The sequence below is a fragment of the Bacillus stercoris genome (genome assembly GCF_029772985.1).
GTDB lineage: Bacteria > Bacillota > Bacilli > Bacillales > Bacillaceae > Bacillus > Bacillus stercoris.
The window spans coordinates 2,136,944-2,157,138 of record NZ_CP121861.1; the positions used below are offsets into that span (position 1 = coordinate 2,136,944).

A 20,195-nucleotide genomic window follows, 5' to 3' on the forward strand; every position below is an offset into this window, starting at 1 on the left:
GTATAAAAATAAATTTTAAAAAAGGAGAACATTTTAAGTACATACGTCCGTAAAGAAGGGCGCTTTACGTCCGGTTTTGTTCAGCAAGCTGAACGAAAACTTATATAAATCTATTAGAATAAAAATAAAATAACCATTGATAATTTATAGTGATCATGTTATACTTAAAACAAGTTAAGGGGATAAGAAATTATTACATAAAATTAGAATAAAAATAATATTACTATGATGAATGGAGAGGTTGAAAATGACAGCTGTTTTAAGAATTAATGAAGAGTTAAACGGAATTGAACTTTATTTTGATAGTAAACCAGAACAAGAGGTTTTAACTCATCTTAAATCAAACGGTTTTCGATACTCTGGATTCAAAAAATGTTGGTGGAACAAACGTAATGAAAAATCTATGCGAATTGCTAACAGTCTTACAAAACAAGAAATTACATATGCTACGACCACTAAGCCTAAAAAGAAAACTAAAATTGAAAAATTGGGTCTGTGGGATGCAACACAATGGAATGAGTTAGAAGTAAATAAGGAACAAGAAGTGAAAGAAATGGCAAAGGAAATAAGAAAGCATGTAAGACAACGTTTCCCACAATGTAAATTCTCTGTTACTACTGGGGGAAGCTATTTACATAGCACTATTAACATAAAAATCAAATCAAGTCCTTATGAAAAAGGCTCAGCTTATTTGACTGCGATTTATGATTATTGCAACAGTCTTTTAAACAATTATCGCCATTGCTACAGCCCAGCAGATCCGTACACTGATTACGCAGGTAGTTACAACTTTTATGGTCATGTTTCATTAGACTGGGAATACAAGGAAACAGAACAGACAGAGGAAATTAAAGAAGAAATGGCACTGTTTGATTCAAAGATGGAAGAATTTCAAGAAGCCGAGAAAGAGAAAAAAGAAAAAGAATTTCAGGAATATTTAAAAGAGCAAGAGCTCAAAAATGCTGAATATAAGAGACAGCAACAAGAAGAAAAGAAACAAATTGAAAATATCTATAGCAACATTGTAGTAAAACAATTGAACGAAGAACAACAGTATTTTGTTATTGATTCACAGTTCGCAAACTTAAATAAAAATAGCACACTTGATCAGTATAAAGATGAGGTTACCAAAGGAGATTTTACTCTCGAAAATGTAAAAATTACAAAAGAAGTGCATTTTAATACCGAAGAAGCTCTAAACAACTTCTCTAACATGCTACTAAATGAATTTGATTTCTTAGCTGAAACAGGTGGGAGCTTTACGGAAGACCATAGAATCAATTCAATGATTGATTATTACAATATGGACGATCTAGAAAAGAGAACGGTTCAATGGAATTTGTACGGTGTAGGTGTGTACTACAATGGCAAATTAAAATTTATTGCAGATGCTCAAGGCTACTCTTATGCAAGATATGTCGGTTTAGTAGATAATGCAAAAATTAAAAAGTCGATTTCTCATAAGCAAGCGTTAAATGAAGGAGAAGTACAGGAGTTAAAATATCAAGCAGATAAGTTAGAAGACATTTCAACTTCGGTCATTGAAGAATTGAATATGTTTGAGACTTGGAAAAAGGAAGACTGGAACAAATATAAAGCTTCATTAAAAGAAAATCTAAGGTTAAATAATTTCAGGTTGAATAAAAATATTATCCAGCAAGTAGAAATTGAAGAATTGAAAAATTCTTTATACAGAATCCTCCATGAAGTTGACAGCATTCAAGAACAATTTAAAAATGCTGATCTTGAAAAAGGTGAAAAATATACTCTGTTTTACATATCTGATTTTGGATCTTTAATTACTGAAAGAATAACCTATGACAGTTACAGCCCAACTAAATATGCCCAATATGATAATGCAGTCAAGTTGACATACCAGCCTGAAAATAAAAGAAAATTATATTACCGTCACTTCTATTCAGAATTATTGATATTCAAAGGGTGGCACTCGATGCCCGAAACAGTATTGAATAATGTAGAGGTTAAACCAGATGGAATGAAAATAATTCATAGTAAGTACCACTCTTGTGACAAAAGACAATTTGATGAGGTTTTAGGTTACTTAAATAAAAAAAGCTTCAAACCTTTAATCAATACTTATAAGCCTAGTCTATAAAGAGGGGATGGGTAAACTTCTCATTCCCTCACAAAAGGGGAAATTAAAATGTTTAAAGATAATCCGGATTTTTATCCAACACCAACGCAATTAATTAGAAAAATGACATCAAGAATAGAATGGAAGCATATTAACTCCGTTCTGGAGCCGTCAGCAGGTAAAGGAAACTTAGTAGAAGCCATTTACACTCAATTTAAAAACACTAAGAACTACAGAAGGAATTCAAAGTATGACGTGGATACAATTGAGCAAGATGAAAACTTACAGCACATACTTAAGGGGAAAAGTTATAGAGTGATAGCAGATAATTTTCTGACATTTAACACATACAAGAGGTACGATTTGATTTTTATGAATCCACCTTTTAGCAACGGTGCTAAACACTTATTAAAGGCGATTGAATTAATAGAGAAGCAACAAAGACCTGGTCAAATTGTTTGCGTACTAAATGCCGAAACATTAAAAAATCCGTATTCAAATGACAGGAAATTTTTGATTCGTAAGCTAGAGGAGATAAATGCAGAAGTTGAATACATTCAAAACGCTTTTTCGAACTCAGAGCGAAGCACAGAAGTTGAAACGGCACTAATATACATAAGCATTGAAAAACAAGAATATAGCAGTGTCCTAATAGAAGACTTAAAAAAAGATGAGTCTCATAGAATTAATGAGGATTATAAAGCAACACAGTTAGTGAATGCAGACTTTATAAAAGGGATAGTAGAACAATTCAATTATGAAATCAAAGCGGGTTTAAAATTAATCAATGAATACAACAGTTTAAAACCCTTAATGCTGCATAGCTTCAATGATGACAGTACTCCAATATTGAAGCTGCAAATTGATAAGAATAAAGAAGAAAATGATATAGAGAATGCGTATATAAAACAAATCAGGGCGAAGTATTGGAATACGTTATTTAATAATGATCAATTTATGGGGCTCTTTACAAGCAATCTGAAGCAAAAATATTTGCAGCATGTTGAGGAATTAAAAGACTATGACTTTTCTTTATTTAATATCTATACATTGAGAATTCAAATGAGCAAAGAGATGACGCAGGGAGTAGAAGACACAATACTTAATCTTTTTGAAGAATTTAGCCACAAGCATTACTATGATGAATCATCAAAAAATGTTCATTTATATAATGGGTGGAAAACAAATAAATCATACAAGATTAACAAAAAAGTGATTATCCCATTGAACGTTTATAGCTGGCTAGATGGTCGGTATAATCCAACAGACTATAAGGTCTTAGAAAAGTTGAAAGATATCGAAAAAGTTTTCAATTATCTTGACAATGGATTGACAGAAGACATAAATATTGATGAAGCTTTAAAATTAGCTGAGCATTATGGGGAGACGAAAAAAATAGAGTTAAAGTACTTCTATGTAACTTTCTATAAAAAAGGGACATGTCACATCGAGTTTAAAGATGAGGAAATACTTAAGAAGTTTAATATTTTTGGCAGTCAAAAGAAAAACTGGCTTCCTCCATCATATGGGAAGGTTAAGTATCAAGATATGACTACAGAAGAAAAAGATGTGATAAATGATTTTGAGGGCGAGCAATCATACAGCGAAACGCTAAATAACAGATCCTATTACATCATTGATACATCAAAGCTTCTCATGCTTACATCATAACATTCCTGAATTCAAATAAAATGCATATTTTAAACAGAATGGAGAGGTTGAAATTGAAAAATACAAATCTGATGATCTTAGAAGCTGAAAGAGATCAAGCAAAATCAAGATTAGTAAGTCAAATTGAAACAATTAAAAATACAATTGCGAATCTTGAAAGAAAAATAGAGAATAATGAAACGCTTTATGATCAAGATGGATTGCAGTCTAGTGGAGTTTACCTAGATTCGTACTTAAATAAGCTAACAGCCTATCAAAGAGCAATCGAACAGATGACTTTAGCTCTAAAAGACTCCGAATAAAACAACGTTTAAACAGAATGGAGAGATTGAAATGACGGAACAAAACAAAAACACTTGGGGATTAGCTTTTGTAAAGGTTGATCTTGAAAAAGATAAATTTAAACAATTAATTGCATTGAACTTGGGAACAGAGAAAAAAGCTAGAGAAGTATTTGATCGAATAAAAAATGAATTTAAAGAAAATAAAGGTGAGCCTGACTGTGTTATTGATTTAATTGATGAAGAGGACAGCATTGTAGATGACTATCGTCTTACCGAAAATCAACTTGTCACTATTGCTTCATTGTTAGGGCATGACATCAAGCTATAATCCTTGAATAGAATGGAGTGAATCGAATGAATGAGAGTACAGTGAAACAATACCTTGAAACAGTCTTTAAATTGGATGGGTTAGAATTTATGTTTAATGATGGTGAAAAGATTGTTTTCTCTAGTCCTACAGGTGATGTAGTTATCTCTATCGAGACAAGAAAAGTTTATGATCATGAGGAAAATTTAATAGGTGAAATCAGTTCAATATACAACATGAGTTAAAAAGGTGACGTGAAGATGACAAATAATAATATAGTCTGGCAGTTGCCCGTAATCCAAAGTAATCTAAAAGATCATGCTTGGGTACATCCAAAGGCGAAATATCACGCTTTTATTGATAACAAGTCTGTTTGTGGAAAGTATGGTCAAAGTACAGATTACTTTGAAACTGGTATAGAAGAATCTAAGCTGATGGCAAATAAAGATTGGGCTTGCAAAGTGTGTTTGAAGAAGTTAGGACTTTCTTAATTTAAACAGAATGGAGAGAAAAAGATATGGAGATTAAGGTAGGACAATATTATGCTCTCGAAAGCACAGAAGAAGGAAGCACAGAAGTAAATATAATTAAAATCTTACCAAACAAACCTAATATTCTAAATGTCTTTGTATGTACGGAAACATTGTATATCAAAGATGGTCAAGTGTGTGATCTGTATACGAATGAATGGGTTAAAGATTCAATTCAGCGTGAAGCAACAGAAAGTGAAATTCAACTGTTTAAAAACACAAGAGAAAAAATGAGTGATCTAAAATCATATGGTGAACTTGTGAGTTCTGTATAAAACAACAATTTTAATCAGATAGGAGAATATAAAATGACAGAAGAACAGCTTGATTTATTGGTTAATGATTTAAAAAACGATAAAGGCGAATTAAGAAATTATATAACTGAAGCTTTACCGGAAGAAACTGAAGAGCAAATCGAATTATTAGTTGAAGACTTGGACGGCAACCCTATGGAGATTAAGGAATTTATACTTAACACGTTAGAAGGTTAATTTACAAGGTGACAATTTCACCACAGAAAGGGATTTAAATAAAACAGCAGTTTTAATTAAATAAGATCTCACTGTATAATAAAGGAAACGGTAAGGTGGGGGATTGTCATGAAAATCTTAAGCTTTAAATTTGATAATTCTTTCTTTGAATTACATGCAGCGTTTACTACTAATTTGGATCTTCTAACTAATTATGATATCCAGATGGATATGCTCCTGATGAGTAAAGCGATACTCAAAACAGCTGGCTTTACAAATTTCTTAATCCAGAATACATATTTTATTGATGAAGATAGCAACTCAGTTTATTGTTCTTATCACTTTGAAGAATAGAGAGGACATTCCCCTAGCATTGGAAGATTTTTAATAAAACTTAATTGGAGCGAAAAAATGAGTAGTTTATTTATTATAGGCAATGGTTTTGACTTAGCACATGGTTTACCGACAAGGTATAAAGATTTCTACAATTATTTATTGAAGACATATCCTGATGCAGAAGGCTTAGATCCTTCATTTGGTATTCAAACGATCCAGATGCCTGATGGTTCAGAGGAGTTTAACACAGATGAACTTGTTGCTTTTCTTATCAATGTCATCTCAGAAGTTAGTGGAGAAGACTGGAATGACTTTGAATCTAGCTTAGGTAGACTAAATTTTGATAACGACTTATACGTTATGGAATCTTTATTTGAAGATGAAAATGATGATTCTTCTCTTTTTAGAATGGCTTATAGAAATGAAGATGCTGCCGCCAACTTTTACTTGGCAAGTTTAAAAATAAAAGACTTGTTTTCGGAATGGGTTAATACTATTGATGTCTCTGATGTAGAACCATTAGATTCTTTTGAATCTCTGATAAACTCGTTAGAAGACACTTTTTTAACTTTTAATTACACGCCAGTGTTAGAAGAGGTATATGAAGCCTATGACGTATACCCAATACATGGGCAACAAAACAATGAAATAATAATTGGACACGGGGAAGATGATAAAGAAATAATAAATTCATTTGTCGGATCTGAATATTCATTGTCCCAAATTCATTCAGCATTAAGAAAAAATACAAAAGAAATAATAGAACGTGCACAAGAAGAATTCTATGAATTACTGTCCGGTGATATAGAAAAAGTATACTCATACGGTTTTTCTTTTTCAGATGTTGACCTTCCATACATTAGAGAAATTTGCAAAAGGTTAGATACAGAGAATATTACATGGTTTTTAAATGATTTTAATTACGAAGAAACTGGAGAATTATTTAAGAATAAAATTAAAGAATGTGGTTTTAAAGGTGAATTTAGTGTGTTCAGTGTAAAAGAAAACTCACCTTTAGAGAAAACTAAATCTAAATAAAACATGGATTTTAAAGTGATTTTAAGAAGGGGTCTAGACAATGTTGAAGAACCTTTTAACATGAAAGGGGTTATTAACATGCAAGTTTTAAGGATCTTTATTGTTCATGTCTTGTCTGCGTTATCAGCTGCTGTTGTTTATGTTTTGGGCATTGATTATGATGGCTACATTCCATACTTCTTAATAAGTGTTATTCTCTTTATCTTCTATTTAATCTTTGCTGCACCTGTTCAATATTTCTTGAATCGCAATCCAAAAAGGTTTAGCCTAAAATATTTACTTATATACATATTCTTTTCCTTCTTAGTTTGGTTAATCTTTGCTGTATCCACTGACCCAAAGACCACCATAGACTTTCTAATGGGATACGAAATTTATTTATTTAGTATCACATTTGCTCTAATCTTTTGGGTTTGGGACTCAGTTTTTGTGCAAAATAAGGCGAAGACAGCAATTAAGTAAAGTAAGTGCTCACAATCCAATCTTAAGGGACGAAAGACTCCTTATATACCACCTATAATTTGACCATGAGAGCCAGATGGCTATCCTTTTAATATTCTACTGGGCCAAGGGGAGTGAATAGCCTTGGCCTTAAGTATAAGTTTAATGATCCTTTTAAGTGATCAAAAGTAACCAGAGGTGAGGATGATTGATTAAATCAAATTTAAAGCCCATATTAGACGAAAGGAAGATCAGTATTAGGCAGTTATCCAGAGATATTGATCATGAATATCCGACTGTCAGAAAGCTTTATCATGACGAAATGGAGCGGTATCCAAGAGAGCTGTTAGATAAAGTCTGTATGTATCTAAACATCGAACTGCAGGAATTACTGATATTCGAAAAAGGTCATAACCATATCGATGACTAAAGGTGAAAATGATATACTAAAGTTGCAGAGATAGGAAACATTTACATATTATTTAAGAGGATGGTTTAAAATATGCCAAAAAATTATAGTGAAAGAGGCTTTGCCATATATGAAGAGTTTAGAGACACTCAACAAACAATTGTTAAAGTTCAAAAAAGCTCTTTAGCTGAAGAGGATTGCGTTTTCATTCTAGGAAATAACGATGTAAGTAGTCATCCAGATAAGTATTTCCCTCCTCATTTAAATGTAGAGCAAGCTAAGCGTGTTATTAAAGCGCTGCAAGAGTTTGTTAGGGATAATGAAGAAACCAAGTTTCAATAAAATCGTACTTTTATTTAAAGCAGGGAGTTAAATAAAATGAAATTAAGCTTACTTGATAATGGAGTAGACTCGTTAAAAGCTACTTATAATTCTCTCGATGATATAGAGTATTTACTTGTTGGGGGAGAGCACAGAATTAAAGACGCAATACTCTCATTAAATCATGCTAATGAAATTCTGTTTAAATTGTTACTTAAGCAGCGAATTGAGTGTTTGGTATTTGTTGATATTGAAGCTTATATGAATGCCAAAGAAGAAATGAATGCTAAAGGGAAGAATAATGTATTTGAAATTAAATCTGGATTACAAACCATTGGTTTTTCTGAAGCTATTCGAAGATTGGAATTATTATGTGATATTAAAGTCTGCACATATTTAAAGAAAGGACTTCATTATTTAAAACAAAAAAGAAACCAAATAATGCATTATGAAATAGAGCTTAATGAAGGTGAATTTAAAGCATTAGTTGAGAAGCTGAAAGAATGTTATGAATATACAATTCGGTTTTTCTCAGAACATATTTCTGGATTAAGTGAATTAATAGAAGATGCAAGATTTGAATTTTATTCCTTAGAAGATCCAGATGTTGAGGCAATACGTGATGAGGAAAATAATGATTATTTGGCTGAATTGAATGATGAAAATTAAATAAAATTACGGTTTTAAACAAATTTAAGGAAAATTTGTTTTTAGGATAGAGATTTAGTGGTTTATTTATTAAAATGCAAAATGAACCACCATACGATGGTTCATTTTATGCTTATTGCTTCAATTTTTTTGTCTTTTACAGAGATAATTATTGTTAAATCAAAATCTTTGTTTCCTGCTTCGTATGTAGTTTCAGTTACTTGTGCAAAGGTGTTTTCTTCAAATTTAAATGTAGTCCCTTTACAAAATTCGTGTTCAAATCTTAATACTAAACTAAGAAGTTTGGTGGGTGAATTAATACCTTTTCTATTGCTTCTGTCCGTAAAAAAAGAGTTTAATGCCATAATTAATCCTTCATAATCTGGAGTCAAATATTTGTCATCGAAGAAAGAGCCAAATTCAAAAAGATAATCAATTGCATTAAAATCATTGTATACTTCATTCATTATATAGTGCAATCTCAGAAGATTAAACATTTTGTGATCGTATTGATGATTTAAATTCCCTTTTTTGTCATAAATATATCGAAAAGCATCGTTTTTACTATCGATGTTATGGAAATCCTGAATCACCTTTCTTTGTTTAGAACTAATTAAAAAATCAAGCTTATTCACTTCTAGAATATTAACAAAGTCTTTTAATAGTGTATCAAGGTTATGGTCTACTTTATTTGATAATGGTAGTCGGAATAGAACTTGAAATCTAAATATATTCTCTTTTAGTACTAGCTCTAAGTAGTGCCTATAATTAAAAATAATTGGATAAACCATTATATCCGATTGTTGTTCGGAAGGAACTATTGCCATATGCGCAATCTTAAAAAATCCTTCCTTATATCCGTACCGAAATGACTGTCCTTCCCAACCGATAACTGCATTATAATAATAAGGGGAATCAACGTCTGTACTGAATGTTTGACATTTATCAACATCTGTTGTTCGTATTTCATTTAGCTGTTCATCTAAAAATGGGAAAGGAATATTTTCAGGGTTTTTTAGATCATTAAAAGCTTCTTTGATCTTACTAATCTCATCTGGTTTGAACATCAGAATCTCCTCTGTTTGAAGTATCAATAATTAAAATTTCAAGGTGAAAATGTTTTATAACGCGATCACATTAAATAAAGGTATAGTGTTACAACAAGTTGATAGGGAAATTAGAATGCAAAAGCGGAACGATATTACGTGTTATGTTGCTACATGATTCCTGTGAAATAAATAAAAAGGAGCAGTTAAATGCTCTTCTTCATACCACACCTACGGCATTCACGCAAAAATATTCCACTTTTTACTGAGCTTTTGAACAATGTGTAATCGCAGTTGTCGCAGCGACCGTATTTTACATCAGGATACTCTTTGTAATCATAAACGATTGAAGTATCATACCCGTTTGTTTCGTATTTCTCTTCCACAAGATCACCTACATAATTTATTCAATAAACTCAACAATACCAAATTTCGTTCGATATAGGGAGGGAACAAATGATTGGATTAGCTTATTTTTTAATTATCTGGCTAGGAGTTGGATTGTTGATTAGCATTAAGTTTATTTTTGTTGATCAGGTCTATGATGAGGAGTTTAAAGAACTCATGGATAAAGAAACAGCAGCGGGCATGGAAAGGAATTTGGCCAGTCTGTTTTTCAAAAATAAGCTTAACGTTATTGCTTTTTCATGTTAATTGGTTTGCTGCCATTAGCAATGAGGATTATAAAATTATTTAAAAGAGGTTGATTTATGCCTTTGATTGATTATTTTTATGTACTGCAGTTTGAAAATAAGGAATACTTCAAATCATTTAATTTAGATGAGGACGGTTATTTAACATCTAGCGACCTCCACGGCGCTTCTAAATTGCAAACAATGTATGAAGTCATTGAGGTAGCTAGTGAACTCAAAACAAAGTGCAATGTGCAATGTGAGGTAAGGGAAATCCAAGTCGTAAAGCGTTAGGAGTGTTCAGGTGTATTGGATAGAGTGGATTGAAAATGGAGAAAAGAAAAACATTGTTGCAGAAGGTTGGATTGAATGGGCTGCTATACTTGAAGACTTGTATCAGAAGCGGTTTGAGTATGTTGAATGGAAGCGGCTTTAAAAAGAGGTGAAACGACATTAAAAATTTAGTTTTATTCTCCAGCTTTTTGGGGATTACGCTATCAATTATAGGGCAATTATTTGGAGTCCTAACAGATTTCTTTATCTCAGGTATTGCACGGTTTATAGGGGTTTTAGCCGGTATCCTAGTATTACTTAGCCTGAAGTCAAGAAACACAGAAATGCAGGCATTTATAGTGGGTTCAAGTACTACGCTGGGAATAATTGGTGCAGGAGTTTTATATCTTCCAGCAGCTATTGTCAATATCTTAATGGGGTTCCAACTAAACAAAAAGTTAAAAGAAGAAAACACAAAAGAGCAGATCTGAATAGACTGCTTTTTGTTTAGTGTGAATATAGAAAATTGTAGTATAATTGTAATAAAATAATCATTTTATTTAGACTTTATTTCTTAAAGGAGTAAGCTTATGGATTTACTTAATTGGACTTACATTATATCTACAATTATAGGAGCTGCTGGGTTCATTAGTTTATTGTGGTTCTCTTATTTTAATGATAAAGGTGAAATATAAAGCAGAGCATTGGGTTAATCTGTATATTGATTATGATGATCCAAAGCTAAAAAGTAAGGGGGGATTAATGATGACAGAAGACTTTTATTGCGATGAAGTATTAAGCGGAAAAACAAAAATAAATAAAGTTTTAGAAACCGAGAATGTATTGGCGTATCATCATACAAGACCTTTTTGGCCGGTGCATATTGTTGCTATTCCTAAAAAACATATCTCTTCTTTAATCACTTTGGAAGAAGACGACAATGAACTTTTACTCGAGTTGATGGGTGTGATTAAAAAGGTTGCAGCGAAGGTGACAAAAGAAAGTGGTTCTTGCAGAGTGCTTACAAACTTAGGAGATTATCAGGACTCAAAGCATCTGCATTGGCATATAGCTTCAGGAGATCCATTGAGATAAAAGAATCCTTTTAAAGAAAATAATTAAGGAGGAAAATTAATTGGTTGTCAAAGAAATTGCAGATCTTTTAAAAGGGGGAACCCAACAATTAGTAGGTTATATTATTTTTAGCCTGTTAGGAATCATAGTGTTTCATTTTGATACAATTAGGGATATGAAGGTTAGTGAACCTTCATTAATTTTAATATTGTTGTGCTTAGGCGCATTTAGTATGTTAATTTCTGTTCTTGGGATAAATTATTTAAACAAACTTATAGCAAATAAAAAAGAAAAGAAGGAGAAAGAAAATCAGATATACTACCTTCATAATTTAACTAAAGAAGAAAAGAGTATACTTGGGGAGTTTATTTGGAATAAGTCTAAATGGCTCCCCTTACATAATGCAAATGGATCAGTTAAAAAACTAGAGAGCATGCAATTAATTCGTCAAATAAGTGAGTATCCTTATGAAGAAGCAAAATATGCATTCATAATAGAAGATTGGGTATATGAATATTTAAACGCACACAAAGAATTATACTGGGTGTCAGCAAGTGAAATCTTTAAATAATAAAAAACGGAGAGTTCTGAAAATGAAAAATAATAATATTGACATGAGCGGTTTTATTCAAGGGGTTAAAAGCATAGAGGAATCAGCAGAAACTATACATACTGCAATATCAAAAACAATACAGCCACTGGTTAACCTATCTATAAGTATTAGAGAACACTTGAAACGCCCAGAAATACAAGAATCATTGACTAGAATAGCAGAAGGATTTATCGAAACAAAAGAGGACATTAAAAATTATAAAAAGGTGATATTTCTTCTGGGGTATCCACCTAGTGAAAGTACAGATATTCTTTTAATGAGACAAATAGGTCGTGAATATGTAGAAAACGGTGAATCTAATTTAAAAAATATTATAGATGACATCATGAAAGACCATTACAATGCTCAAAGAATTGATGGAATTAAAAGGCATTGGGAAAATTATAGTCTTTTGAAAGAAAGACTGCCTTTATTAAGACAATCGTTAAATGCACATAATCTCGGAATGTTTGCTATATCCGTCCCCTCTATTCTGTCACAAATGGAAGGTATAGTAATAGATGGCTTTGATATTAAACAGCGAGTAACCGGCTCGAAATTTAAAAAGCTTTTAAAAATTTTATTTAATATTGAGGATGAAGATGATAGTAAAGATGATGAAAATCCGTTCAACTTTGATAATATCATTGGAAAGTTTTATTTAAATTTTATATTGGAACATTTTCAACATGGACAAGAAATTCTTTCAGAAGTTAGTCGCCATGCGATTCTACACGGGGGAGCTAAGCCGACTATGTATGCTAAAGAAGAAATTTCATTGAAAATGATAATGATGATGGATAACATACTTTATAGAATCAATAATTTAACACAAGAAAAGAAAAATAAGGCTTATGTTATTTTTAGTTGATTTATGTTCTATATAACGGTTGAGTACGGTTTTATACTGTACTCAATAACTGAATAAAATAAGAATTTTATAAAGAAACCCCCACCTTAGAAGAAGATGGGGAATTTTTTATTTAAAAAAGTCTCTTATTTTTTCATCAGATAAACACATCGAGATCATTGTTAGAATCTCATTCAGTGAGTTTTCAACAACTTTATTATGCCGTAACACATACTCCTCATTATTTTCCCAAACATGAGGCCTGCAGCCACTTTCTCTAAGAGTCTCAATTAGAGGGACTATATGATCTTCAAATAACTCATCCTTCCTGGATGTGACAATGAAGACATTTGGTTTGTTATAACCCTTAACTATTTTTGTTTTTAAGAAGTTGTTGTAATAGTCTTTGATTGAATCATTAACAGCAGTTGGGAATACATCAAACATTATTGGTTTCCAGCGTGCAATGTAATCAAACAATTTAAATTGAGGAATAGCACTTACGATGTTTCCGATTCCTAAATCAAATCCGTGAGCAAGAGAGGCATAGCCACCCTTTGAACCACCATAGAAGGTAACGTCTTTCTTCAAGATTTTATATTCGCTAATCTTTTTCTTTAGGAACTCTTGCACAGCACTGTAAATATCCGTGCTTCCGTTTAATCCTATATAAAAGCTACCCAATTCACCAAAATTATCTTTTATATAAATCTTTCTGCAGTTATAAAAGCGCAATCCATCTATAAGGGAATAGGGGAATTTGTAGCGGTCTTCTTTTCCTTCTGTACCAACAGGTTGGAATATAACCAGTAATTTTCGTTCTCCAGTTACGTTCTTTACTGGATAAGGATCTTCTAAATAAGTCAGATTAACTCCATTAGAAGCTTTATATGTTTTTTCTAATTTTTCAACAATGATGCCCAACCTGATCTCTCCTGTCATATTAATCTCTTATTTATAATCGGCATTATAACATTTCCTTTAATACATAAAAATAAAAAGTTTACATTTATTTGGGTTAAATGACATAATTCTAGCCGAGATAGCAGCATATAATTTAAATCATTAGTAGAATGAGACTAAAGAATTCAACAAGGATCAAAAAATTAGAATAAAAATAAAATAACTATTGTAATTATATTGAGTGTAAGGTATATTATAACTAAGGGAAGTGATAAGTAGATAAAAGGGGGATAAGCATGAAATTAAAGCAGATGATTAAGAACGAATGCGAAAAAGATAATCAGCTTGCAACACGGCTAGCTAAATTGGCTGGTTATGAAAAGGTTAATGGTTTTTATAAGTTTGTTAATACCCCTGAAAAAGAAATGGAAAATTTGAGTGGTCTTATTAAGATTGTTAAGAGCTTATTTTCAGAAAAAGAAGAACAGCTTCTGAGCGAATACTTTTTACAGCTAGATCCTAATAAAAAGTGTGCAAGGCAGTCGGTTGAATACTCAGATATAAATCAGTGGGATTCACTAACAGACAAAATCATTTTAAATTTATGCAGTTCTAAAAATGCAACCAGCCAAGAATGGGGCAATGTCTACAGCATAAATAGGAAATTGAACAAAAGTGAACTAGGTTTAAATGATGCAATTAGAGAAACTGGTAAATGTAAGATAAAGACCCCTGAAATGCTTTTCTTTTCAAATGCAATGCTTATGTATGAATATCTAAACATTGGTGAATTTGGGTTAATGAAGAGCACCGCAAAACTGCTCGATTTTGATGCATTGCCAGATGGCTTTATAAAAGACTCGTATGCGTCAAGGGTTGCTTTATTAAAGGCAAATATCTACCTGAATGATAATGATCTTGAGAAATCTAGGTATTATTCAAAAGAGGTAATAACAAAGACTGATATCGAACGTTTAAAGGTCTTTGGATATTTAACTTATGGTAATACATTAATATTTGAAAGCTATGATAAGGCAAAAGAAAGCTACGAATTAGGTCGCACTTTTGCAAAGAGGAATAAACATCATGACTACAAGCTTCGTTTAGCACTGTGTTTTTTAAATAATGTGTGGAATAAGGAAAATCAATGGGTTGATTTCAACTCTAATCTAGTAGCTGACCAAATTGAGGTAGCGTATTATTATACAAACAAAAAGCAATACGATAAAGCAATTTCAGTTATAAGGAGCCTTGAAAAAACGAATTTATATCTTTATGATGCGGGAATTTTAGATTATATAAAGGGGTTGATTTATCAAGAAAAGTCTTATTTTTATGAAAGTACAGCAAAATTGAAAAAGTCAGGGGACAAAATGTTTATTAACCTTCCCTTAGGAGAGCTCAGGAAAATGGGATGCGATGAGAATCTGCTTGAGTTAATCCTTATTTAACTTCTTTCACCTTGAAAGGAGGTGAATAAAATGAAAAAAGTATTGTATAGTTTAATTATTGTCATTGCTTTGGCAGTTGGCTTTGTAGGTGGGCAAAAATCAATGGAAACAGCTTCAGTAGATCAACCAATTAAAGTTGCGTCTCCAAGTCGAGGAGCATAATTAGAAAATTTAATACATATTTTAAGACGTTTGGTCCATTGGATCAGGCGTCTTTTCTAATTTTAAGAGAAAGTTCCAGGAATTCTAAAACTGAAAAATGAGAACATGGGGGAAATTAGAATGAAAAAACAATTAGGACAAACAATTTCTTATGAAGCAATGGCTAAGGGCTACGAAGAAATGGCTGCAATTAATTCAATAATTGCACAAGAAGATAATCACCTTGAGAATGAAGCGGAAATGGTTAGATTACGGCATAAAACCCTGGCTTCATGAGCATATTGAAACTAAATAAAATAGACATTTTAAACACATCGAGCACATGTGTTTATTTGTCTAGAATAAAAATAAAATTAATTATTGCATAATCTGTTGGCAACGGATATAATGAAGATACATAAGATAACGTTGTTAGGAGATGGGACTATGGAAGAATCAAATAAAAACGAAGAGTATAAGGTTACTTCATTAAGACAGTATCAATACATAAAACAACTTAAGAGCTTTACTCGTGTTAATCTTCATATGGAAGATCCAGATGTGTTTACACCTAATAATGTTACTACAATGAGAAGAAATCATAAAGAGCATATGCTTATTAAGGATCAAAATAATACAATTAAATGCATATAAGGAGAATAAAAATAAAATGACTAACAATAAATATTATACTGAGGAAAATAAAAAGAAAGTCTGGAAAAAGCATATGATTGTTTTGAAATTCTTAGAGCAACCAGGAATATCAGAAGCATATCTTAATTACTTGCAGGAAGAAATTCATAATGATGAATGGATAGGGTTTGAAAATGAGTTTTTTGAGGAACTGACTGGTAAACCTGTGATAAATGTAGGGGACAAGATTAAGGCGACAAAACAATACTCAGCTGTTCATTGAGCAAGTATATACTTAAAGTAGGTGTTTTATTGAATTTATCTATTTTGATTAAGTTGCTAGACGGTTATGACTTAATGAAGCAAATAGAAATCTGCAATGCAAATATTATGCTACTAAGAAGCTTTAAGCAAGATACTGATTGGTTAAAATTGTGGTATGAGTTAGATAATTATTTAATGGATAAAATTAAATGAGGTGGAAACCTTGGAAGTGAAAAAGCAAACACCATCTGTTAGGGATTACTCCATTTTTAATGACATAAATAGATGGTTTGATGAATTAGATTTGAGAAATAGGGATGACAAATCAGCATTTATTGAAAAGTCTAATACTAGAACCACCTATGAAAGGCATATTAGAGAATTCTTTAATTATCAAGTTGGTAAGGATATTGAATATTTAACTGGAGAAGATGTAATAATTAAAAAGAATGATTTAATGGATTATAGGACTTATTTGGCTAAAAATAAAAATAATACAAATGCTACGATTAATAATAAAATCGCAGCACTGAAAAGTTTAATTAAATCCTTGGAGTCAGAACACGACTGTGAATCAAGCGTTTTTAATTTTAGACCATTGCCGACAGAGAAGAATCCAGCTGGTTCATTTGAGGGGATTCCTGAAGCTGAAGAGTTTGCAGAAGCTGCATTTATCCATGAGAGACAGAACAGGTTAATGAAAAAGCTCTTTATTTTATTTAGTGTACGCACAGGAGCAAGAAAATCAGAAGTCTTACGAGTAAAATGGGAAGACATAACGTATTCATCGAAGCACGATTGTTACTTAGTCAATTTCAAGAAGACTAAACAGAAGAAAGCGAGACCAGTAGGTATTTCTAGCTCCTTTTATGAGGAGTTGTTAACACTCAAGAATGAGTATGGTGAGCATGAGCTGATCTTTCATAAATTAACTGTAGACTCAATTAATGATATGTGGCACAGAGTTTGCAGAGTGTTAAATATTCCACAGGAAAGAAATCTTAGGCCACACAGTTTACGTAATACAGCCACTAATTTTTCTTATAATGTAAGCGGAGACATTAAAAAGGTGGCAGCATTTTCAGGACATAAAAACATCAATGTGCTAAATGATCATTATCTCAATAAGGAAAGAGATTATTCTCAAGATCCTGGTGTTATAATTGATCAAGATATAGATATTGATTTCCTGGATACTGTTACATTAGACCAGTTTAGACAGTTCTTTTTAGATTGTGATGTTTCCACTCTAAAAAAGCTCAAAAAATTTTTAGAATTAAAATAAAAGTGATATAAATAATCATATAAATGCTTTACTTGTATGTTAATGTAATGATAAATTTAATATGATTATGTGTGAGGTGATACTGTGGTTCAGGATCTGTTGACAACAGATAAGCTTTTAAAGCTTAAAAATAAAATAGAAGAAGTTGCATCTGATATTAAACATGATTCCAGAAAAGTAAAGGAATTAAAAGCAATCATGGGAGCGCAGTATAAAACGCTGCCTGGTTATGTACAAGAAATTTTGAATAACAATGATAATAACATTCAACGCTTGAATGAAAAGGAAGTTTATATTTTCTCTAAAGAACTACACAAACTTACTGGCGTAGCCGCTTTAGACCCTTTGAGTTATTTTCCACCAAGGCTGGCTAAGGAGTTAGAGGGCGGAAGAATTTTTGCCGGTGAAGAGGTTCTAACACTTCCTTATACATTTAAAAACGTAATAAAAATAAATGAAGATAATTATGTGACTTCAATTACTGCGAAAGAATTAAGTGAACTATATAATAGCTCAATACTACAATACAACTATAATACTCAACGGGAAGGCAGATTCATTAAGGGAAGCTTAATACCTGTGCCAAAGACTAATCCTAAATCAGTTGAAGAGATTAAAGAACTTTTTAAAAAGGGCGACTTAATCGTGTCTATGTTTACATTTAATGCACGGTTTGGCACATCAGATGAGGATGAAGAAATTGAGTACAATCCAAGCGACCTAAGCTTAACTGTTACTAAGGGTACATTAGTTGATGTTCTAGATGGTTACCATAGAATATCTGGAGTTGTTAAAGCTATTACTGAAGCTCCTGAATTAGATCAAACCTTTATTTTGAATATCTTAAATTATACTGAAGAAAAAGCAAAACGTCATTTTGCCCAAATGAATACAATAAATCCTGTTGAGAAATCAAGGATTGAAGAACTTGGTCAAAAACGCTATTCTTCCACTATTGTTGAGCAACTTAAATATAATAGTGAACTCAAAGACAAAATTAGTGTACAAAGTGAAATTGGTATGAGTAGTCCATTCTTGGTTACTTATTATACACTTTCTGAAGCAATTGACGATGCTTTTGAGATCAATTCACGGAGAGACGCTATTCAATTGTCCAAGTATTTAAGGGACTTCTTTGCTGAGCTTTTTTATGCTTTTCCAGATGATTTCCTTGAAGATGATCTTAGCGAGTCAAGAAACAGATCATACATTAACTATAATGCTGTATTTTATGGATACATTTATTTGGCCAAAAAAATGCAAGAGAATGGCACACCACTAGCTAAACTAGCAACGATACTACAGCAGGTTGATTTTGATAAAGGTAAGACATTTAAGGAGTTAAGCAGCAGAAATTATGAAGAACAATTAAATGCTGCTATGAAGAAAAAACTGAAAAAAGTTTTCTATGATGAAATTGATGTTCGTTAGGCTAAAGGAGAAATAGATATGAGTGAACTATACAATGCTGAAATTAAAGAAAAGTTCTTAGAAAGATATGAAAGTGAAGCAACAAAAGAGCTTTACCGATTAAAACTCAGAGATTTTTCTTTTACAGAAAGGATTTTGGATAAAGACATATTTAATTTCTCTCTAGAGGAACTACGCACTTTATTTTTTGACTTAGATAGCAAGTCACTTGAATCATTAAGGGGTGCACGTGCTGTTATTGGTCAATACACTACATGGGCAATGGAACATGGCCTAGCATATAGTAACATCAATAAAGTATACGAAATAAAGGACGAGGATTTAAAACAGTTTATAGATAAGAACAAAAAGACATTGTTTACGAATAAGGAAGTAGAGGAATACGTTAGCTATTTATTCAATAACCAGGATAAAGCAATGGTTCAAGCTGTATATGAGGGCATAGACGGATATCAGCATTCTGAGTTAATTAACTTAACAATAAATGATTTACTTGATGACAATAAGGTAAGACTTCAAGATGATAAACATGGCGAACGAATAATTGAAGTCAGCGAAAAATGTCATGAGCTGCTTAGGTTAGCATATGAGCAAAACACTTACCATTTAAATAATGGATCAGCGTCAGGTAAACTGAGGTTTGCTAATTTAGTACGAAATGAACACATTTTTAGATTGAAATATAAAAGTCCAGACCAAAGTATGCAAGCGGATAAGTTCTTGGTACACAGGTCTTTTAAAACGTTTCAGAAGATACTTGAAGAGCCTTATTTTACTCCTAAGAACTTAGCTAACTCAGGAAAGTTGAATATGGCGTATAAGATTTATAAGGAAAAGAAAGAACTAACTGTACCAGATTATAAAAAGATAACTGCTCAATATGGTTTTTTGAATGAGAACGCTAAATTCGCTTCTCAATCATTAAGAAAAGTTATCAATATGGAGAACATAGAAAAGTATTGCATTCAATCTGAAAAGATTGTCGATTAATTAATCCCTTGATAGGGATTAATCTTACATAACAAAAAGAATAAAAATAAAATAACTAACAATAATATGAGCTAAATCGT

General features: G+C 31.8%; 30 protein-coding genes and 1 pseudogene. 28 read left to right on the forward strand and 3 right to left on the reverse strand.

Features of this window, described 5'->3' with window-relative positions; translation table 11 throughout:
• Nucleotides 1–247: 247 nt before the first annotated feature.
• The 14 genes from QA442_RS11330 to QA442_RS11395 all read left to right on the forward strand — a co-directional run bounded on the left by QA442_RS11330 (nucleotide 248) and on the right by QA442_RS11395 (nucleotide 8,571).
• Nucleotides 248–2,116: an LPD29 domain-containing protein gene (locus QA442_RS11330; protein WP_279474467.1), complete on the forward strand. Its 1,869-nt coding sequence runs from the start codon at nucleotides 248–250 to the stop codon at nucleotides 2,114–2,116.
• A 48-nt stretch (nucleotides 2,117–2,164) separates the two neighbouring features.
• On the forward strand, nucleotides 2,165–3,766 hold the full coding sequence (locus QA442_RS11335) for a DUF4942 domain-containing protein (protein ID WP_279474468.1): 1,602 nt from the start codon (nucleotides 2,165–2,167) through the stop codon (nucleotides 3,764–3,766).
• 53 nt (nucleotides 3,767–3,819) lie between these two features.
• Nucleotides 3,820–4,068: a hypothetical protein gene (locus QA442_RS11340; protein ID WP_279474469.1), complete on the forward strand. Its 249-nt coding sequence runs from the start codon at nucleotides 3,820–3,822 to the stop codon at nucleotides 4,066–4,068.
• Nucleotides 4,069–4,099: 31 nt separating this feature from the next.
• Nucleotides 4,100–4,378 carry a hypothetical protein gene (locus QA442_RS11345; protein WP_279474470.1) on the forward strand — a complete coding sequence of 93 codons (279 nt, stop codon included), beginning with the start codon at nucleotides 4,100–4,102 and terminating at the stop codon, nucleotides 4,376–4,378.
• Nucleotides 4,379–4,404: 26 nt separating this feature from the next.
• Nucleotides 4,405–4,602 carry a hypothetical protein gene (locus QA442_RS11350; protein ID WP_279472972.1) on the forward strand — a complete coding sequence of 66 codons (198 nt, stop codon included), beginning with the start codon at nucleotides 4,405–4,407 and terminating at the stop codon, nucleotides 4,600–4,602.
• Between the two features lie 15 nt (nucleotides 4,603–4,617).
• Nucleotides 4,618–4,848 (forward strand): hypothetical protein, encoded by a 231-nt coding sequence (locus QA442_RS11355; protein ID WP_279472973.1) that lies wholly within the window; start codon nucleotides 4,618–4,620, stop codon nucleotides 4,846–4,848.
• A gap of 26 nt (nucleotides 4,849–4,874) precedes the next feature.
• Entirely contained in the window at nucleotides 4,875–5,162 is a 288-nt protein-coding gene (locus tag QA442_RS11360) for a hypothetical protein (protein WP_279472974.1), read from the forward strand.
• Nucleotides 5,163–5,195: 33 nt separating this feature from the next.
• Nucleotides 5,196–5,378 (forward strand): hypothetical protein, encoded by a 183-nt coding sequence (locus tag QA442_RS11365; RefSeq protein ID WP_263463307.1) that lies wholly within the window; start codon nucleotides 5,196–5,198, stop codon nucleotides 5,376–5,378.
• Between the two features lie 108 nt (nucleotides 5,379–5,486).
• The gene (locus QA442_RS11370; protein WP_279472975.1) at nucleotides 5,487–5,711 is read left to right on the forward strand and encodes a hypothetical protein; all 225 of its coding nucleotides are present in this window, start codon (nucleotides 5,487–5,489) and stop codon (nucleotides 5,709–5,711) included.
• Between the two features lie 57 nt (nucleotides 5,712–5,768).
• Nucleotides 5,769–6,731 (forward strand): bacteriophage abortive infection AbiH family protein, encoded by a 963-nt coding sequence (locus tag QA442_RS11375; RefSeq protein ID WP_279472976.1) that lies wholly within the window; start codon nucleotides 5,769–5,771, stop codon nucleotides 6,729–6,731.
• 78 nt (nucleotides 6,732–6,809) lie between these two features.
• A complete protein-coding gene (locus QA442_RS11380) occupies nucleotides 6,810–7,193 on the forward strand; it encodes a UPF0715 family protein (RefSeq protein ID WP_071582336.1) in 384 nt (127 codons plus the stop codon).
• Between the two features lie 187 nt (nucleotides 7,194–7,380).
• A complete protein-coding gene (locus QA442_RS11385) occupies nucleotides 7,381–7,602 on the forward strand; it encodes a helix-turn-helix domain-containing protein (protein ID WP_071582329.1) in 222 nt (73 codons plus the stop codon).
• A 72-nt stretch (nucleotides 7,603–7,674) separates the two neighbouring features.
• Nucleotides 7,675–7,923: a hypothetical protein gene (locus QA442_RS11390; protein WP_071582328.1), complete on the forward strand. Its 249-nt coding sequence runs from the start codon at nucleotides 7,675–7,677 to the stop codon at nucleotides 7,921–7,923.
• 36 nt (nucleotides 7,924–7,959) lie between these two features.
• Nucleotides 7,960–8,571, forward strand: coding sequence for a hypothetical protein (locus QA442_RS11395; protein ID WP_071582327.1), 612 nt, complete (start codon nucleotides 7,960–7,962; stop codon nucleotides 8,569–8,571).
• Between the two features lie 101 nt (nucleotides 8,572–8,672).
• Here QA442_RS11395 and QA442_RS11400 read toward each other — a convergent pair whose 3' ends face one another.
• Both QA442_RS11400 and QA442_RS11405 read right to left on the reverse strand, forming a co-directional pair.
• Nucleotides 8,673–9,617: a hypothetical protein gene (locus tag QA442_RS11400; RefSeq protein ID WP_279472977.1), complete on the reverse strand. Its 945-nt coding sequence runs from the start codon at nucleotides 9,615–9,617 to the stop codon at nucleotides 8,673–8,675.
• Nucleotides 9,618–9,802: 185 nt separating this feature from the next.
• Nucleotides 9,803–9,982, reverse strand: coding sequence for a DUF8096 family protein (locus QA442_RS11405; protein WP_003231000.1), 180 nt, complete (start codon nucleotides 9,980–9,982; stop codon nucleotides 9,803–9,805).
• A gap of 70 nt (nucleotides 9,983–10,052) precedes the next feature.
• Between QA442_RS11405 and QA442_RS11410 the strand changes: the two are divergent.
• From QA442_RS11410 to QA442_RS11440, 6 genes and pseudogenes are all read left to right on the forward strand, one after another.
• A pseudogene (locus tag QA442_RS11410) lies at nucleotides 10,053–10,303 on the forward strand (hypothetical protein).
• A 3-nt stretch (nucleotides 10,304–10,306) separates the two neighbouring features.
• Complete coding sequence (locus tag QA442_RS11415; RefSeq protein ID WP_071582325.1) at nucleotides 10,307–10,522, forward strand: hypothetical protein; 216 nt, start codon at nucleotides 10,307–10,309, stop codon at nucleotides 10,520–10,522.
• Nucleotides 10,523–10,532: 10 nt separating this feature from the next.
• On the forward strand, nucleotides 10,533–10,664 hold the full coding sequence (locus tag QA442_RS11420) for a hypothetical protein (RefSeq protein ID WP_004399255.1): 132 nt from the start codon (nucleotides 10,533–10,535) through the stop codon (nucleotides 10,662–10,664).
• Nucleotides 10,665–11,263: 599 nt separating this feature from the next.
• Nucleotides 11,264–11,596 (forward strand): HIT domain-containing protein, encoded by a 333-nt coding sequence (locus tag QA442_RS11430; RefSeq protein ID WP_279472984.1) that lies wholly within the window; start codon nucleotides 11,264–11,266, stop codon nucleotides 11,594–11,596.
• A gap of 40 nt (nucleotides 11,597–11,636) precedes the next feature.
• Nucleotides 11,637–12,146, forward strand: coding sequence for a super-infection exclusion protein B (locus tag QA442_RS11435; protein WP_279472985.1), 510 nt, complete (start codon nucleotides 11,637–11,639; stop codon nucleotides 12,144–12,146).
• Between the two features lie 22 nt (nucleotides 12,147–12,168).
• On the forward strand, nucleotides 12,169–13,038 hold the full coding sequence (locus tag QA442_RS11440) for a hypothetical protein (RefSeq protein ID WP_279472986.1): 870 nt from the start codon (nucleotides 12,169–12,171) through the stop codon (nucleotides 13,036–13,038).
• Between the two features lie 108 nt (nucleotides 13,039–13,146).
• On the opposite strand, the gene QA442_RS11445 is transcribed toward QA442_RS11440, so the two are convergent.
• Complete coding sequence (locus QA442_RS11445) at nucleotides 13,147–13,941, reverse strand: hypothetical protein (RefSeq protein ID WP_279472987.1); 795 nt, start codon at nucleotides 13,939–13,941, stop codon at nucleotides 13,147–13,149.
• 275 nt (nucleotides 13,942–14,216) lie between these two features.
• Between QA442_RS11445 and QA442_RS11450 the strand changes: the two genes are divergently transcribed.
• The 8 genes from QA442_RS11450 (at nucleotide 14,217) to QA442_RS11485 (ending at nucleotide 20,115) form a co-directional block, all read left to right on the forward strand.
• The gene (locus QA442_RS11450; protein ID WP_279472988.1) at nucleotides 14,217–15,371 is read left to right on the forward strand and encodes an AimR family lysis-lysogeny pheromone receptor; all 1,155 of its coding nucleotides are present in this window, start codon (nucleotides 14,217–14,219) and stop codon (nucleotides 15,369–15,371) included.
• A gap of 30 nt (nucleotides 15,372–15,401) precedes the next feature.
• Nucleotides 15,402–15,533: a lysogeny pheromone AimP family peptide gene (locus tag QA442_RS11455; RefSeq protein ID WP_142350264.1), complete on the forward strand. Its 132-nt coding sequence runs from the start codon at nucleotides 15,402–15,404 to the stop codon at nucleotides 15,531–15,533.
• A gap of 120 nt (nucleotides 15,534–15,653) precedes the next feature.
• The gene (locus QA442_RS11460; protein ID WP_175535168.1) at nucleotides 15,654–15,809 is read left to right on the forward strand and encodes a hypothetical protein; all 156 of its coding nucleotides are present in this window, start codon (nucleotides 15,654–15,656) and stop codon (nucleotides 15,807–15,809) included.
• 150 nt (nucleotides 15,810–15,959) lie between these two features.
• The gene (locus QA442_RS11465; protein ID WP_041338583.1) at nucleotides 15,960–16,166 is read left to right on the forward strand and encodes a hypothetical protein; all 207 of its coding nucleotides are present in this window, start codon (nucleotides 15,960–15,962) and stop codon (nucleotides 16,164–16,166) included.
• 16 nt (nucleotides 16,167–16,182) lie between these two features.
• On the forward strand, nucleotides 16,183–16,428 hold the full coding sequence (locus tag QA442_RS11470) for a hypothetical protein (RefSeq protein ID WP_061187761.1): 246 nt from the start codon (nucleotides 16,183–16,185) through the stop codon (nucleotides 16,426–16,428).
• Nucleotides 16,429–16,638: 210 nt separating this feature from the next.
• Nucleotides 16,639–17,694: a tyrosine-type recombinase/integrase gene (locus tag QA442_RS11475; RefSeq protein ID WP_279474497.1), complete on the forward strand. Its 1,056-nt coding sequence runs from the start codon at nucleotides 16,639–16,641 to the stop codon at nucleotides 17,692–17,694.
• An 84-nt stretch (nucleotides 17,695–17,778) separates the two neighbouring features.
• Nucleotides 17,779–19,125, forward strand: coding sequence for a DNA sulfur modification protein DndB (locus tag QA442_RS11480; protein ID WP_041338574.1), 1,347 nt, complete (start codon nucleotides 17,779–17,781; stop codon nucleotides 19,123–19,125).
• Nucleotides 19,126–19,143: 18 nt separating this feature from the next.
• Entirely contained in the window at nucleotides 19,144–20,115 is a 972-nt protein-coding gene (locus QA442_RS11485) for a phage lytic cycle repressor MrpR family protein (RefSeq protein WP_279472990.1), read from the forward strand.
• The last annotated feature ends 80 nt before the right edge of the window (nucleotides 20,116–20,195 follow it).